The organism is Herbaspirillum sp. GW103 (genome assembly GCF_000261365.1).
Classification (GTDB): Bacteria; Pseudomonadota; Gammaproteobacteria; order Burkholderiales; family Burkholderiaceae_D; genus Herbaspirillum.
The window spans coordinates 898,357-912,040 of the sequence record NZ_AJVC01000003.1; the positions used below are offsets into that span (position 1 = coordinate 898,357).

Sequence of the window (13,684 nt, forward strand, 5' to 3'; positions counted from 1 at the left end):
AAACGGGCGATCAGCGCGGTTTCCCTTCCGGGATGAAGACATAACCCAGGCCCCACACGGTCTGGATGTAGAGCGGATTGGCCGGGTCCGGTTCGATCAGCTTGCGCAGGCGCGAAATCTGCACGTCGAGACTGCGGTCGAATACTTCATATTCGCGGCCACGGGCCATTTCCATCAGCTTTTCGCGCGACAGCGGCTGGCGCGCATTGCGTGCAAAGACCTTCAGTACCGAGAATTCACCGGTGGTCAGGGAAATGGTTTCGCCGCTCTTTTTCAGGGTGCGGGTGCCCAGGTCCAGGATGAAATCGCCGAATTCGAAGGTTTCCGGGGTTTCGGACGGTGCACCCGGCAGCTCATCGGGGCCCTTGCGGCGCAGCACCGCGTTGATGCGGGCGACCAGTTCGCGCGGGTTGAAGGGCTTGGGCAGGTAATCGTCGGCGCCCATTTCCAGGCCGATGATGCGGTCCACGTCCTCACCCTTGGCAGTGAGCATGATGATGGGCGTCTGGTCACCGGCACCGCGCAGGCGGCGGCAGATGGCCAGGCCGTCCTCACCGGGAAGCATCAGGTCCAGCACCAGCAGATCGTAGCGCTCGCGGATCCACAGCTTGTTCATGGCCTGGGCGTTTTCGGCCGTGACCACATTGAAACCTTGCTCGGTCAGGTAGCGGCGCAGCAGGTCGCGCAGACGGATGTCGTCATCCACCACCAACACTTTGAATTGATTGGCGGATGTTGTCGTATTAGTATTGTTGCCGTTGGTTGTATTCATGGTGCCTATGGTAGCGTCTTGGCGATTTTGAGCAAGTCGGGGCTGTTGATCCATTACAAACTGTTACATACCTTACCTTAATCATCTTATACCATCGCGGCCTGCGCCCTAAACTGGAATCACGTCGGGAAAGCACGGTGGTCAGCGCTTTCTCTTCCTGATTCTCTGTCTCCGGAAAAATCGCATTATGAAGATTGCAGTCATCAACAAGCTATGTCTGGCAGCGATGCTGGCGCTCGGTGTGGGAGCGGCCGCGCTGGCTGGCCCACCCCAGGGCGGTCGGCCGATGCCGGGTCAGCCGGGTGACTTCAGGCAACGCGGTGGTGATTTTGCCCCGCAGGATCATCGCAGTCAGATCGCCAGTGATCAGGAGCAGCGCCGTGGCGGCAGACTCAGTGCCGATGAGCGGCGTGAGCTGCGTCGCCAGATCAATGAAGTCGGCCAGGATATCTACCGCGTCAAGCGTTGAGTTCGGCCACCGGGAAAGATTCCCCTTTCTCCCAATAAAAAGCCCGGGTGCATCGCATCCGGGCTTTTTCCTTGTGGCTGGCAGGCATCAGTTCTCATGTGCCTTGCCCAGCCGCTTTTCCAATCGGTGCTGGACGGCTTCGAAACACAGGCTCAGGAGCCAGTAGATGCCGGCAGCGGCCAGGTAAAGCGGGAGCGGACGGAAGGTCACCGCAATGACTTCCTTGGTCGCCAGCATCAATTCCGTCACGGTGATGACCGAGACCAGCGAGGTATCCTTGATGAGGCTGATCAGGGTATTGCTCATCGAGGGCACGGCGATGCGCACCGCCTGCGGCACGATGATGTAGCGCAAGGTCTGGAAATAGGTCAGCCCGACGCTGTAGGAAGCATTCCACTGGCCACGCGTTACCCCCAGGATGGCACCGCGCAGGCTTTCCGACAGGTAGGCCCCGGCATTGAGACTGAGCGTGAGCACGCCCGCCGTCAGCGGCGAGAATTCGATACCGATGCCGGGCAAGCCGTAATAGACCACGAAGATCTGCACCAGCAGCGGTGTGCCGCGCATCATGCTGACGTAGATCGCCGCTGGCCAGTGAATCGGACGCCAGGGCAGGATGCGCGCCACCGCCAGCACGAAACCCAGCACCAGTCCGCCGACCATCGAGGCCAGTGCGAAGAGCAGGGTATAGCCCACGCCCTTGATCAGGGTAGGGGCGGCTTGCTGCAGCAGTTCGAGGATTTCCATAAGCATTCGAATAAAAAAATTATCCCCGCAATGCGGGGATAAGTCGTTCCGCCCGGACCATGCCGGGCGGCGGGGAGCCCAGGATCAGGCGCGCCTTATTGTGCTTTCGGCGGCTGGCTCACGTCAATGCCGAACCACTTCTCGGAGGCGGCCTTGAAGCTGCCATCGGCCTTGATGTCAGCCAGGGCCTTGTTCAGCGCAGCCTTGAATTCCGGATTGCCCTTGCGGAAGGGAATGCCGATCTTGTCGACGGTGCCGATGGGGCTGCCGGCCTTCAAGGGCAGGTTGGTCGACTTCAGGATGTAGCCCACCAGCAAGCTGTCGTTGAGGGCAGCGTCGATGCGGCCAGCCGCCAGGTCAGCCAGATACTCGGGCGAGCCCGGATAGGTGCGCACGTCGATGCCCGGCACGGCCTTGGCCTTCTGCTCGAAGTTGGTGCCCTGGCCCAGGCCGAGCTTCTTGCCCTTCAGATCGTCCAGGCTCTTGAATTCGCGCTTCTCATCCTTGCGCACGATCAGCTGGGCGCTGGAGAGGGTGTAGGGATCGGAGAAATCGAAGGCCTTCTGACGCTCATCGGTGATGCCGACCTGGTTGATGATGACGTCATACTTGCCCGCACCCAGACCGGCCAGGATGCCGCTCCACTCGGTGGTGGTGAACACTGGCTTGACGCCCAGCTTGGCCGCCAGCAGCTTGGCCACGTCAACTTCGAAACCGGTCAGCTCGCCCGTCTTGGCATCCTTGAAGTTGAACGGCGGATAGTTGCCTTCCAGCGCCACCTTCAGCGTGCCGCTGCTCTTGACCGATTGCAGCAGGTCCGCTGCCGAGACGCTCAGGGAGGAGGCCAGCAGCGCCGCGCCGACGCCGGCCAGCAGCCATTGCTTGATGTTCTTGTTCATATGTCGATGTCCTTATAAAAACTTTCGCCACAAAAACTGCGGCCAGGGCGCAATGATGCCCTCGTTTTGCCCAACTGCAAGGGCTGGCTTAAGACATTGATGTAGAAAGCTTATGCCAGCCGCGGTTCCGCCGGCTCAAGCCTGCAATTGCTCCAGCGCTTCCTGCTGTTCCAGCCATTCGTTTTCCAGCTGGTCCAGTTCCTTGCTGCAATAGGCCTGATCGGTGATGAGGGTCTTCAGTTCTTCCTTGTTGGCGGCATCATAGATGTCGGGGCTGGCCAAACGCGCATCGATCTCGGCCTTGCGGACGTTGAGCTTGGCGATCTGCTCGTCGAGGCGCTTGATGCGGGCCTCGATGGGCTTTTTCAGGGCCGACATCTTCTGGCGCTGCTCGGCTTCCAGGCGCTTCTGTTCCTTGCGGTCCACCAGCGAGGCCGGGGCCTCAGCCACCGGCTGGCTGGCTGCGGGCAAAGGCGCGGCAGCGGCCGCATCGTTGCGGGCGGCCAGCTTGGTCTTGAAGAGCCAGTCCTTGTAGTCGTCGAGGTCGCCATCGAAAGCTTGCAGCTTGCCTTCGGCCACGATCAGGAACTGGTCGGTGGTAGCGCGCAGCAGGTGGCGATCGTGGGACACCAGCACGAGGGTGCCCTCGAACTGCGCCAGCGCCATGGTCAGCGCTTCGCGGGTTTCCAGGTCGAGGTGGTTGGTCGGTTCATCGAGCAACAGCAGGTTGGGGCGCTGCCAGACGATCAGGGCCAGCGCCAGGCGCGCCTTTTCGCCACCCGAGAAGGGCGCGATGGACGACGTGGCCATGGTGCCGTTGAAGTTGAAGCTGCCCAGGAAATTGCGCAACTCCTGCTCGCGCACATCGGGCGCCAGGCGAGTCAGATGCCACAGCGGCGATTCGTCATGGCGCAGCATCTCCACCTGGTGCTGGGCGAAGTAACCGATCACCAGGCCCTTGCCCAGCCGCGCCGTGCCGGACAGCGGATCGATCTCGCCGGCTACGGTCTTGATGAGCGTCGATTTACCTGCACCGTTGACACCCAGCAGGCCAATACGCTGGCCATTCTGCAGCGAGAAATCGATGCCATGCACGATGATCTTGTCTTCGTCCGGTGCACCGTTCTTGCCTTCGATGTGATAACCGGCGTTGACCTTTTCCATCACCAGCAGTGGATTGGGTGCGGACAAGGGCTCGCGGAATTCAAACGAGAATTCAGCTGCCGCCCGCAGCGGAGCCAGTTCTTCCATCTTGGACAAAGCCTTCATGCGGCTCTGCGCCTGACGCGCCTTGGTCGCCTTGGCCTTGAAGCGGTCGATGAAGGATTGCAGGTGCGCGCGCTGGCGCTGCTGCTTCTCGATCATCCCCGCCATCAGTTCCAGCTGGGCCGAGCGCTGGCGCTCGAACGCGCTGTAGTTGCCGGAATAACGCTTCAACTTGCGATCATCGATATGAACGATCACGTTCACCACGCCATCCAGGAAATCGCGGTCGTGGGAAATGATGAGCAGGGTGCCCTCGTAGCGCTTCAACCAGTCTTCCAGCCAGATGATGGCATCCAGGTCCAGGTGGTTGGTCGGTTCATCCAGCAGCAGCAGGTCGGACGGGCACATCAGCGCCTGCGCCAGGTTCAGGCGCATGCGCCAGCCACCGGAGAAGCTGGCCACCGGCCGCGCCATCTGTTCCAGCGAAAATCCCAGGCCCAGCAGCAATTGCTCGGCGCGGGAGCGCACGGTATAGGCATCCGCATCGGCCAGGGCGGTATGCAGTTCGGCGATGTGATTGCCGTCGTGCTTGTCGTCCGGCTGGGCTTCGGCACGCGCCAGTTCGGCTTCCAGCTGGCGCAGATGGGCATCGCCATCGATGGCGTACTCGATGGCCGGACGGTCCAGCGCCGGGGTTTCCTGCGCCACGTAGGCCATGCGCCAGCGCGCCGGGTAGTCGATATTGCCTAAGTCGGCGTGCAGCTCGCCACGCAGCATGGCGAACAGGCTGGACTTGCCGGCGCCGTTGGCGCCGATCAGGCCGATCTTGTCGCCCGGGTTGAGCGTCAGGTCGACATTCTCCAGCAGTGGCTTGACGCCACGCTGGAGGGAAACTTGCTGGAAACGGATCATCGGTGATTCAGACTCAAAGGGGCGCTCAGGCTCAGGCCAGTTGCAGTTGTTCGGCCGTCACCAGGAACACCATGTCGTCCCCGGCGCTGGTGGTCAGCCAGGTCAGCTCCAGTTCCGGGAAGGCCGCTTCGGCGAAGGCGCGTTCGTTGCCGATCTCGACCACCAGTAGGCCCTCGGGCGTGAGGCGCTCGGCGGCACCGGCGACGATCTTGCGCACCAGGTCCATGCCATCCTCGCCCCCGGCCAGCGCCAGTTGCGGCTCGCGCAGGTATTCCTGGGGCAGCTTGGCCATGGAACCGGAATTCACATAGGGCGGATTGCTGATGATCAGATCGTACTTGCGCAGCGGCAGTTGCGTGTACAGGTCGGATTCGACCAGGTTGATGCGGTCTTGCAGCTGGTAGTCATCCACGTTCTTGCGCGCCACGGCCAGCGCATCGGCGGAGATGTCCACGGCATCGATCTGCGCATTCGGGAAGGCATCGGCCAGGAGAACAGGCAGGCAGCCGGAACCGGTGCACAGGTCCAGCGCGTTTTCGATGGCTTCCGGGTCCTGGATCCAGGGCGAGAAATGCTGCGGAATCAGTTCGGCGATGAAGGAACGCGGCACGATCACGCGCTCATCGACGTAGAAGCGGTAAGCGCCTAGCCAGGCTTCATTGGTGATGTAGGCGGCCGGCACGCGGTCCTTGCTGCGGCTTTCGATGACGCGCATGACGGACGCGATTTCCTCAGGCAGCAAACGTGCATCGAGGAAGGGATCGAGCTGGTCCAGCGGCAGTTTGAGCGTATGCAGGATCAGGTAAGCCGCTTCATCCAGCGCATTGCTGCTGCCGTGGCCGAAGAACAGTTGTTCGGTGTTGAAGCGGGTCACGGCGTAGCGCAGCAGGTCGCGCACGGTGGCGAAATTGTTGGGGGTCATGAGCTTCTCTTCAATGCGGCGGCGTTCAGGCCAGCAGGTTTTCCAGCGTCTTGCGGTAGATGTTCTTGAGGGGATCGATGTAGCGCACTTCGATGTGCTCATCGATCTTGTGGATGCTGTCATTGGGCGGGCCGAACTCGATCACCTGCGGGCAGATCTGGGCGATGAAGCGTCCATCGGAGGTGCCGCCGGTGGTCGACAGCTCGGTGTCCAGCCCGGTCTCGTCCTTGATCGCCTTGGACAGCGCATCCGAGAGGTCGCCGCGCGGGGTCAGGAAGGGCAGGCCGCCGACGGTCCACTTCAGGTCGTATTCCAGGCCATGCTTGTCGAGGATGGCGTGTACGCGCTGCTGCAAACCTTCCACGGTGCTGGCGGTGGAGAATCGGAAGTTGAAGTCGATCACGACTTCACCCGGGATCACGTTGGATGCACCGGTACCGCCGTGGATATTGGAAATCTGCCAGGAGGTCGGCAGGTAGTATTCATTGCCCGCATCCCACTGTTCGGCCACCAGTTCGGCCAGTGCCGGCGCAGCCTGGTGGATGGGATTGCGCGCCAGTTGCGGGTAGGCGATATGGCCCTGGATGCCCTTGACGGTCAGCTTGCCCGACATGGTGCCGCGGCGGCCGTTCTTGATCATGTCGCCCAGGGTCTTGGCCGAGGTCGGTTCGCCCACGATGCAGTAGTCCAGTTGTTCGCCGCGCGCCTTCAGGGCATTGCAGACGACGACCGTCCCATCGATGGCCGGGCCTTCTTCATCGCTGGTGATGAGAAAACCGATCGAACCCTTGTGCTCCGGATGGGCTGCAGTGAACTCTTCGCAAGCCACCACCATGGCGGCAATCGAGGTCTTCATGTCGGAGGCGCCGCGTCCGTACAGGCGACCATCGCGCAGGGTCGGCTGGAAGGGATGCGACTGCCATTTTTCCAGCGGACCGGTCGGTACCACGTCGGTGTGGCCGGCAAAGACCACCAGCGGCTGCGCCGTTCCCTTGCGCGCCCACAGGTTGGTGACCTCGCCGGACTGGATGGTTTCGCAGACAAAGCCCAGCGGTGTAAGCAATTCCGCCAGCCTGGCCTGGCAGCCTTTGTCTTCGGGGGTGACGGAAGAAAGGGACATCAATTCCTGGGTCAGGGCCAGCGTCTTGCTCATGATCATTTCTCGAAAATGTGTTGATACTGATCGGCCTTGAAGCCGACGTGATACTGCTTGCCATCGAAGAGCACCGGGCGCTTCACCACCGAGGGGTTTTCCACCATCAGGGCGACGGCTGCGGCGTCATCGGTGATGGCGGCCTTGCGTTCGTCCGGCAGGGCGCGCCAGGTCGTTCCTTTGCGGTTGACCAGCAGGTCGCGCTCCACGTCCTTCAGCCAGGCTTGCGCCTGTTCGGCGGTGAGGCCGGCCTTCTTGAAATCGTGGAAGTCAAAGGCGATCCCTTGCTCGTCCAGCCACACGCGGGCTTTCTTGACGGTGTCGCAGTTGGGGATGCCGAAAAGGGTGATCTTGTCGCTCATGCTCATTCTCAAATACGACGCCGCGCCGGACAGGACGACCGGCGCGGCGCGTGGGTGCTTCAGGACTTCAGGCAAGCCGCAGGACGGGATTACTCGCCGCGCAGCAGTTCGTTGATGGACGTCTTGGAGCGGGTCTGGGCATCGACCTTCTTGACGATGATCGCAGCGTACAGGCTGTACTTGCCATCCTTGGAGGGCAGGTTGCCCGGCACCACCACCGAGCCCGCCGGCACGCGGCCGTAGTGCACTTCGCCGGTTTCGCGGTCATAGATCTTGGTCGACTGGCCGATGTAGACGCCCATGGACAGCACCGAGTTTTCTTCGATGATGACGCCTTCGACCACTTCCGAACGGGCACCGATGAAGCAATTGTCTTCGATGATGACGGGGCCGGCCTGGACCGGCTCCAGCACGCCGCCGATGCCGACACCGCCAGACAAGTGAACATTCTTGCCGATCTGGGCAGCCGAACCGACGGTGGCCCAGGTGTCGACCATCGTGCCTTCATCGACGTAGGCGCCGATGTTGACGTAGGAGGGCATCAGCACCACGTTGCGGCCGATGAAGGAACCATGGCGGGCCACGGCAGGCGGCACCACGCGGAAGCCACCCTTGGCGAAATCTTCAGCGGTGTAGTTGGCGAACTTGGTGGGCACCTTGTCGTAGAACTGCGGGTAGCCGGTACCGGCCGACATCGGCACGTTGTCTTCCAGGCGGAAGGACAGCAGGATGGCTTTCTTCACCCATTGGTTGACTTCCCACTGGCCGACGCCTTGACGGTTGGCGACGCGCAGGGTGCCATCGTTCAGGCCTGCGATCACTTCGGCCACCGCATTGCGGATGTCGGCCGGAGCGCTCTTGGGGGACAGGCTGGCGCGGTCTTCCCACGCCTGATCGATGATTTGCTGAATGGACTGTGTCATGTTGGTATCTATGAACGGTTGGGTGAAAGGGGGGAATCTGGCTGCGCTGACAGGGCTTATGCCTGGCCGGCCAGTTTCTTGGTGAAGGCGACGATGCGTTGCGCCGCCTCCAGGCATTCTTCGACTTCGGCCACCAGCGCCATGCGGATGCGACCGGCACCCGGATTGACGCCATGCGCCTCGCGCGCCAGGTAGCTGCCGGGCAGTACCGTGACATTATATTCGGCGTACAGACGTTGGGCGAATTCGGTGTCGCTGATATTGACCAGCTTGTCGACCTTGGCCCACAGGTAGAAGGCTGCATCGGGCAAGGCGACGTCCATCACTTCTTGCAGCAGCGGGGTGACCTGCGAGAACTTGGTGACGTACTTGGCGATGTTGTCCTGGACGTGGGTCTCGTCCTGCCAGGCCAGCACGGAAGCGGCCTGGATCACCGGGCTCATGGCCGCGCCGTGATAGGTGCGGTAGAGCAGGAATTTCTTGAGGATGGCGGCGTCGCCTGCCACGAAGCCCGAGCGCATGCCCGGCACGTTGGAGCGCTTGGACAGGCTGGAGAAGGAAATCAGGTTGCGATAGTCGCGGCCCAGGAGGCGGGCGGCCTGCATGCCGCCCAGCGGCGGATCCTGCTTGAAGTAGATCTCGGAATAGCATTCGTCGGAGGCGATCACGAAGCCATAGCGATCCGACAGGGCGAACAGTTCCTTCCAGTCTTCCAGCGTCAGCACGGCACCGGTGGGGTTGCCGGGCGAGCAGACGAACAGCAGCTGTACGCGTTCCCACACCTCCTGAGGCACCTGGCTGAAATCGGGCGCAAAGTTGCGCGCCGGGTCCGAATTGACGAAGTAGGGCTCGGCACCGGCCAGGTAGGCCGAGCCTTCATAGATCTGGTAGAACGGGTTGGGGCACATCACCAGCGCGCCCGGACGGGTCGGATCGACCACGGTCTGGGTCAGCGAGAACAGCGCCTCGCGCGAGCCGATCACCGGCAGGATCTCGGTGGCCGGGTCCGGGCGCGGGATGTCGTAACGCTTTTGCAGCCAGTCGGCGATCGCGCCGCGCAGGGCGTCGCTGCCCAGGGTGGCCGGATACGAGGCCAGACCGGACAGGTTGTCCGTCAGCGCCTGCTGGATGAAGGCGGGCGTGGGGTGCTTGGGCTCGCCGATGCCCAGGCTGATCGGGCGATAGGCCGGGTCGGGCGTGATGCCGGCGAAGAGCTTCTTGAGCTTTTCGAAGGGATAGGGCTGCAGTTTGTCGAGTAGGGGATTCACGTCGCTGGACTGGAGTAAAGCTTTCCGGGCCAGCGTCTCGCGAGGGCGTCAGCGAGATCGGGCGGCCACGGCAAAGGGCTGGGAAAGCTTGCGATTATACCGTCATTTGACGGCATTGCCGTGCTCTGGCAGCGCGAGCCGGCCTGTTCAAGGTGTTCAAGGTGGTGGGCCCGCTGGCGCCACCGGCAAGCCTGCCGCCCCCGCCAGGCTTGCCTGTGCGGGCAGGTCATCGCCCGCACAGGCTGATGCTGAGCGTGAAGTTTCTGATTCCATCACATCGAAATGAAGAAATGGACTTTCCACCGGGGGTGCCCGGCATGGCCTTTTCACGGGCGGTGAGTGCATCGACCAAAGGGGCGGGAACAGGCAATCTGGCGCGGTTTTTGGTCTTGCCGGGGCCGCGCGATGTTATGATACCGCCCGTTCCGGAAGCAAAAATCCTGCTTCCTCCTAACTGATTCAATTTGTCGATAACGTGCGTCTAACTTCCATCAAATTATCCGGATTCAAGTCCTTCGTCGAGCCTACGCATTTTCAGGTTCCGGGGCAGCTGGTCGGGGTGGTCGGGCCCAATGGCTGCGGCAAATCCAACATCATCGATGCCGTGCGCTGGGTCCTGGGCGAATCCAAGGCCTCCGAGCTGCGCGGCGAGTCGATGCAGGACGTCATCTTCAACGGCTCCACCCACCGCAAGCCGGCCGGGCGCGCCTCGGTCGAACTGGTATTCGACAATTCCGCCGGCAAGGCCGCCGGACAGTGGGGCCAGTACGCCGAAATCGCCGTCAAGCGCACGCTGACCCGCGATGGCACGTCCTCCTACTACATCAACAACCAGTCGGTACGTCGTCGCGACATCCAGGACATCTTCCTCGGCACCGGCCTGGGCCCGCGCGCCTACGCCATCATCGGGCAGGGCATGATCTCGCGCATCATCGAGGCGCGTCCTGAAGAGCTGCGCATCTTCCTGGAAGAAGCGGCGGGTGTCTCGAAGTACAAGGAGCGCCGCCGCGAGACCGAGAACCGCCTGCACGACACCACCGAAAACCTGACGCGCCTGGAAGACATCCTGCGCGAACTGAACGCCAATCTGGAAAAACTGGAAGCCCAGGCCGCCGTGGCCAAGAAATTCCACGAGTTGCAGAACGACCAGGAAGAAAAGCAGAAACTGCTCTGGCTGCTGCGCAAGAATGAGGCCAAAGCCGAGCAGGAGCGCTTCTTCAAGGAAATCGAGCGCGCCCAGATCGACCTGGAAGAGCAGACCGCCAAGCTGCGCCACGTCGAAACCGAACTGGAACACATGCGCCAGGCGCACTACGCCGCCGGCGACCGCCTGCACCAGGCGCAAGGCCACCTGTACCAGACCAATTCCGAGATCGGCAGCCTGGAAGCGCAGATCAAGTTCGTCATCGAATCGCGCAATCGCCTGCAAGCGCAGCTGAACTCGCTGGGCGCGCAGTGCGACCAGTGGCAGCGCCAGGGCACGCAGCAGCAGGAAGAACTGGCTGAAGCGGAAATCCAGCTGGAAGAATTCGGCATGCGCGTGGAGCAGGCCCAGCACGCCGTGCAGGACACCAGCGACCGCCTGCCTTCGCTGGAGGCGGCCTGGCGCGAGTCGCAGCTCAAGACCACCGAATCGCGCGGCAAGATCATGCAGGTGCAGCAGCAGATCGAACTGCAATCGACGCACCAGCGCAATGCTTCCAACATCCTCTCCGGCCTGGCCGCGCGCCGCGAACGCCTGATGCAGGAAAAGAACGGTATGGCCCTGCCCGACGAGACGCACCTGTCCAACCTGCGCATGCAGCTGGAAGAAAAGCAGGCTTCGCTGGAAGAGGCCAGCATGTACCTGGAAGAGGCGCAGGAGCAGTTGCCGCGCCTGGAAGAAGAGCGCCGCACCGCTCAGGAACTGGTCAGCAAGGAAACCTCGGCCAATGCCCAGCTGGAAGCCCGTCTGACGGCCCTGAAGCAATTGCAGGAAAGCGTGCAGGCCCAGGGCAAGGTGCAGCCCTGGCTGGAAAAGCACGGCCTGGCTGAACTGCCGCGCCTGTGGCAGAAGCTGCACATCGAATCCGGCTGGGAAACCGCGCTGGAAGCGGTGCTGCGCGAGCGCATGTCGGCCCTGGAAATGTCCAACCTGGACTGGGCCAAGGCTTTCTTCAGCGATGCCCCCCCGGCCAAGCTGGCGCTGTACGCGCCCAACGCCGGCCTGGCCCAGCCTGAAGCCCAGCCGGTGGCGGGCCTGAAGCCCTTCGTGACGCTGCTGCAGTTGAACGATCCGGGCCTGCGCGCCCTGATGAACGACTGGCTCAACCACATCTACATCGCCGACGACACCGCCACCGCCTTTGCCGAGCGTGCCAAGCTGCCGCTGGGTGGGCTCTTCGTGACGCGCCAGGGCCATGTGGTCAGCAATTCCAGCGTGCGTTTCTATGCCTCCGACTCGGAGCAGGATGGCATGCTGGCGCGCCAGCAGGAAATCGAGAACATCACCAAGCAGCAACGCGCACAAGCGATGCTGGCCGAGGAAGCCAAGGGCCGCGCCGTGCGCGCCGAGGCAGCCTTGTCGGGCGCATCGCAGCGCCTGCAGGAACTGCGCCAGCGCGTCAATTCGCTCACGCAATCGGCCCACAGCCTGCAGATCGAGGTCATGAAGCTGGCCGAGGTGCAGGAGCGCTTCAACCAGCGCAGTACCCAGATCGCCACCGATCTGGAAGAAATCGGCATGCAGGAAGCCGAGCAGCAGCAGGTGCAGGCCGAATCCGAGGCCCGCTTTGAAGCACTGGACATCGAACTGGCCGAACTGCAGGAGCAGCACGAGAACGGCCAGACCGATTACCTCAACAAGGAACAGCAGCTCAACGACGCCCGCACCCGCCTGCGCGAGCTGGAGCGTGCCGCCCAGGAAACCGAATTCGCCGAGAAGTCGCATCGCAACAAGATCGAGGAATTGAAGCGCGGTATCGCCACTGCACTGGAACAGGCGGCGCAACTGTTTGCCAGCATGCAGCAAGGCTCGCTGGAACTGGAAAGCCTGGATGACCAGGCGGCCCAGGCCGGTCTGCAGGAACTGCTGGATCGCCGCAGCGAACAGGAACGCGCCCTGGCCGATGCCCGTCACGAGCTCGATCAACTGTCGCAGCAACTTCGTTCACATGAAGAATCGCGCATGCAGGCGGAGCGCAGCTTGCAGCCCCAGCGTGACCGCATCACCGAACTGCAACTGAAGGAACAGGCCGCGCGCCTGAACCAGGAACAGTTCTCGGAAGCCCTGGCCCAGACGCAGGCCGACGAGGCTGCCCTGTCGGAAAAACTGACCAGCGACATGCGCCCGTCCTACCTGCAAGGCGAAGTGACCCGCCTGACCAACGCCATCGCGGCGCTGGGCGCGGTCAACCTGGCTGCGCTGGACGAACTGGCGACCGCATCCGAGCGCAAGCACTTCCTCGATGCCCAGCACGCCGACCTGAACGAAGCCATTACCACGCTGCAAGATGCGATCCACAAGATCGACATGGAAACCCGCGACCTGCTGCAGGATACCTTCGACAAGGTGAATCACCACTTCTCCGAACTGTTCCCGGTACTCTTCGGCGGTGGCCAGGCCAAGCTCATCATGACCGGCGACGAGATCCTCGATTCCGGCGTGCAGGTCATGGCCCAGCCGCCAGGCAAGAAGAACGCCACGATTCACCTGCTCTCCGGTGGCGAAAAGGCGCTCACTGCAACGGCGCTGGTGTTCTCGATGTTCCAGCTGAACCCGGCCCCGTTCTGTTTGCTCGACGAAGTGGATGCGCCGCTGGACGACGCCAACACCGAGCGCTTCGCCAACATGGTCAAGCGCATGTCGGATCACACCCAGTTCCTCTTCATCTCCCACAACAAGATCGCCATGGAAATGGCGCAGCAGTTGATCGGGGTGACCATGCAGGAACAGGGCGTCTCCCGCATCGTGGCGGTGGACATGGAGTCGGCCGCCAACTTCTCCAGCGCCGAGCAGGCCGCCTGATGACTTGTGCAGCAGTGGCCCGGGGCTTTGTCGGCTTGACAAGCA

At 62.4% G+C, this 13,684-nt stretch carries 12 protein-coding genes; 3 read left to right on the forward strand and 9 right to left on the reverse strand.

Annotated features, from left to right (window positions below):
• Window positions 1-10: 10 nt before the first annotated feature.
• Entirely contained in the window at window positions 11-772 is a 762-nt protein-coding gene (ompR, locus tag GWL_RS07640) for a two-component system response regulator OmpR (RefSeq protein ID WP_008328356.1), read from the reverse strand.
• Between the two features lie 187 nt (window positions 773-959).
• Between ompR and GWL_RS07645 the strand changes: the two genes are divergently transcribed.
• Window positions 960-1,241, forward strand: a complete 282-nt coding sequence (locus GWL_RS07645; RefSeq protein WP_008328358.1) for a hypothetical protein — start codon at window positions 960-962, stop codon at window positions 1,239-1,241.
• Window positions 1,242-1,328: 87 nt separating this feature from the next.
• On the opposite strand, the gene GWL_RS07650 is transcribed toward GWL_RS07645, so the two are convergent.
• The 8 genes from GWL_RS07650 to dapC all read right to left on the reverse strand — a co-directional run bounded on the left by GWL_RS07650 (window position 1,329) and on the right by dapC (window position 9,633).
• Window positions 1,329-1,988 carry an amino acid ABC transporter permease gene (locus GWL_RS07650; RefSeq protein ID WP_008328360.1) on the reverse strand — a complete coding sequence of 220 codons (660 nt, stop codon included), beginning with the start codon at window positions 1,986-1,988 and terminating at the stop codon, window positions 1,329-1,331.
• 95 nt (window positions 1,989-2,083) lie between these two features.
• Complete coding sequence (locus GWL_RS07655; RefSeq protein ID WP_006462562.1) at window positions 2,084-2,887, reverse strand: cystine ABC transporter substrate-binding protein; 804 nt, start codon at window positions 2,885-2,887, stop codon at window positions 2,084-2,086.
• A gap of 135 nt (window positions 2,888-3,022) precedes the next feature.
• Window positions 3,023-5,005: an ATP-binding cassette domain-containing protein gene (locus GWL_RS07660; RefSeq protein ID WP_008328366.1), complete on the reverse strand. Its 1,983-nt coding sequence runs from the start codon at window positions 5,003-5,005 to the stop codon at window positions 3,023-3,025.
• 31 nt (window positions 5,006-5,036) lie between these two features.
• Window positions 5,037-5,927: a 50S ribosomal protein L3 N(5)-glutamine methyltransferase gene (prmB, locus tag GWL_RS07665; RefSeq protein ID WP_008328367.1), complete on the reverse strand. Its 891-nt coding sequence runs from the start codon at window positions 5,925-5,927 to the stop codon at window positions 5,037-5,039.
• Window positions 5,928-5,952: 25 nt separating this feature from the next.
• Window positions 5,953-7,080 (reverse strand): succinyl-diaminopimelate desuccinylase, encoded by a 1,128-nt coding sequence (dapE, locus tag GWL_RS07670; RefSeq protein ID WP_034350584.1) that lies wholly within the window; start codon window positions 7,078-7,080, stop codon window positions 5,953-5,955.
• 2 nt (window positions 7,081-7,082) lie between these two features.
• Window positions 7,083-7,442, reverse strand: a complete 360-nt coding sequence (locus tag GWL_RS07675; RefSeq protein WP_034350265.1) for an ArsC family reductase — start codon at window positions 7,440-7,442, stop codon at window positions 7,083-7,085.
• A gap of 89 nt (window positions 7,443-7,531) precedes the next feature.
• The gene (gene dapD, locus GWL_RS07680; RefSeq protein WP_006462557.1) at window positions 7,532-8,365 is read right to left on the reverse strand and encodes a 2,3,4,5-tetrahydropyridine-2,6-dicarboxylate N-succinyltransferase; all 834 of its coding nucleotides are present in this window, start codon (window positions 8,363-8,365) and stop codon (window positions 7,532-7,534) included.
• Between the two features lie 56 nt (window positions 8,366-8,421).
• Window positions 8,422-9,633 carry a succinyldiaminopimelate transaminase gene (gene dapC, locus GWL_RS07685; protein WP_008328375.1) on the reverse strand — a complete coding sequence of 404 codons (1,212 nt, stop codon included), beginning with the start codon at window positions 9,631-9,633 and terminating at the stop codon, window positions 8,422-8,424.
• Window positions 9,634-9,878: 245 nt separating this feature from the next.
• Between dapC and GWL_RS23315 the strand changes: the two genes are divergently transcribed.
• Both GWL_RS23315 and smc read left to right on the forward strand, forming a co-directional pair.
• Complete coding sequence (locus tag GWL_RS23315) at window positions 9,879-10,091, forward strand: hypothetical protein (protein WP_157174205.1); 213 nt, start codon at window positions 9,879-9,881, stop codon at window positions 10,089-10,091.
• A 17-nt stretch (window positions 10,092-10,108) separates the two neighbouring features.
• Window positions 10,109-13,639, forward strand: coding sequence for a chromosome segregation protein SMC (gene smc / locus GWL_RS07690; RefSeq protein WP_008328385.1), 3,531 nt, complete (start codon window positions 10,109-10,111; stop codon window positions 13,637-13,639).
• Window positions 13,640-13,684 lie beyond the last annotated feature (45 nt).

Coding starts and splice junctions, on each gene's coding strand:
- ompR (WP_008328356.1), bottom strand. CDS start 772: ATGAATACAACCAACGGCAACAATACTAATACGACAACATCCGCCAAT.
- GWL_RS07645 (WP_008328358.1), top strand. CDS start 960: ATGAAGATTGCAGTCATCAACAAGCTATGTCTGGCAGCGATGCTGGCG.
- GWL_RS07650 (WP_008328360.1), bottom strand. CDS start 1,988: ATGGAAATCCTCGAACTGCTGCAGCAAGCCGCCCCTACCCTGATCAAG.
- GWL_RS07655 (WP_006462562.1), bottom strand. CDS start 2,887: ATGAACAAGAACATCAAGCAATGGCTGCTGGCCGGCGTCGGCGCGGCG.
- GWL_RS07660 (WP_008328366.1), bottom strand. CDS start 5,005: ATGATCCGTTTCCAGCAAGTTTCCCTCCAGCGTGGCGTCAAGCCACTG.
- prmB (WP_008328367.1), bottom strand. CDS start 5,927: ATGACCCCCAACAATTTCGCCACCGTGCGCGACCTGCTGCGCTACGCC.
- dapE (WP_034350584.1), bottom strand. CDS start 7,080: ATGAGCAAGACGCTGGCCCTGACCCAGGAATTGATGTCCCTTTCTTCC.
- GWL_RS07675 (WP_034350265.1), bottom strand. CDS start 7,442: ATGAGCGACAAGATCACCCTTTTCGGCATCCCCAACTGCGACACCGTC.
- dapD (WP_006462557.1), bottom strand. CDS start 8,365: ATGACACAGTCCATTCAGCAAATCATCGATCAGGCGTGGGAAGACCGC.
- GWL_RS23315 (WP_157174205.1), top strand. CDS start 9,879: ATGCTGAGCGTGAAGTTTCTGATTCCATCACATCGAAATGAAGAAATG.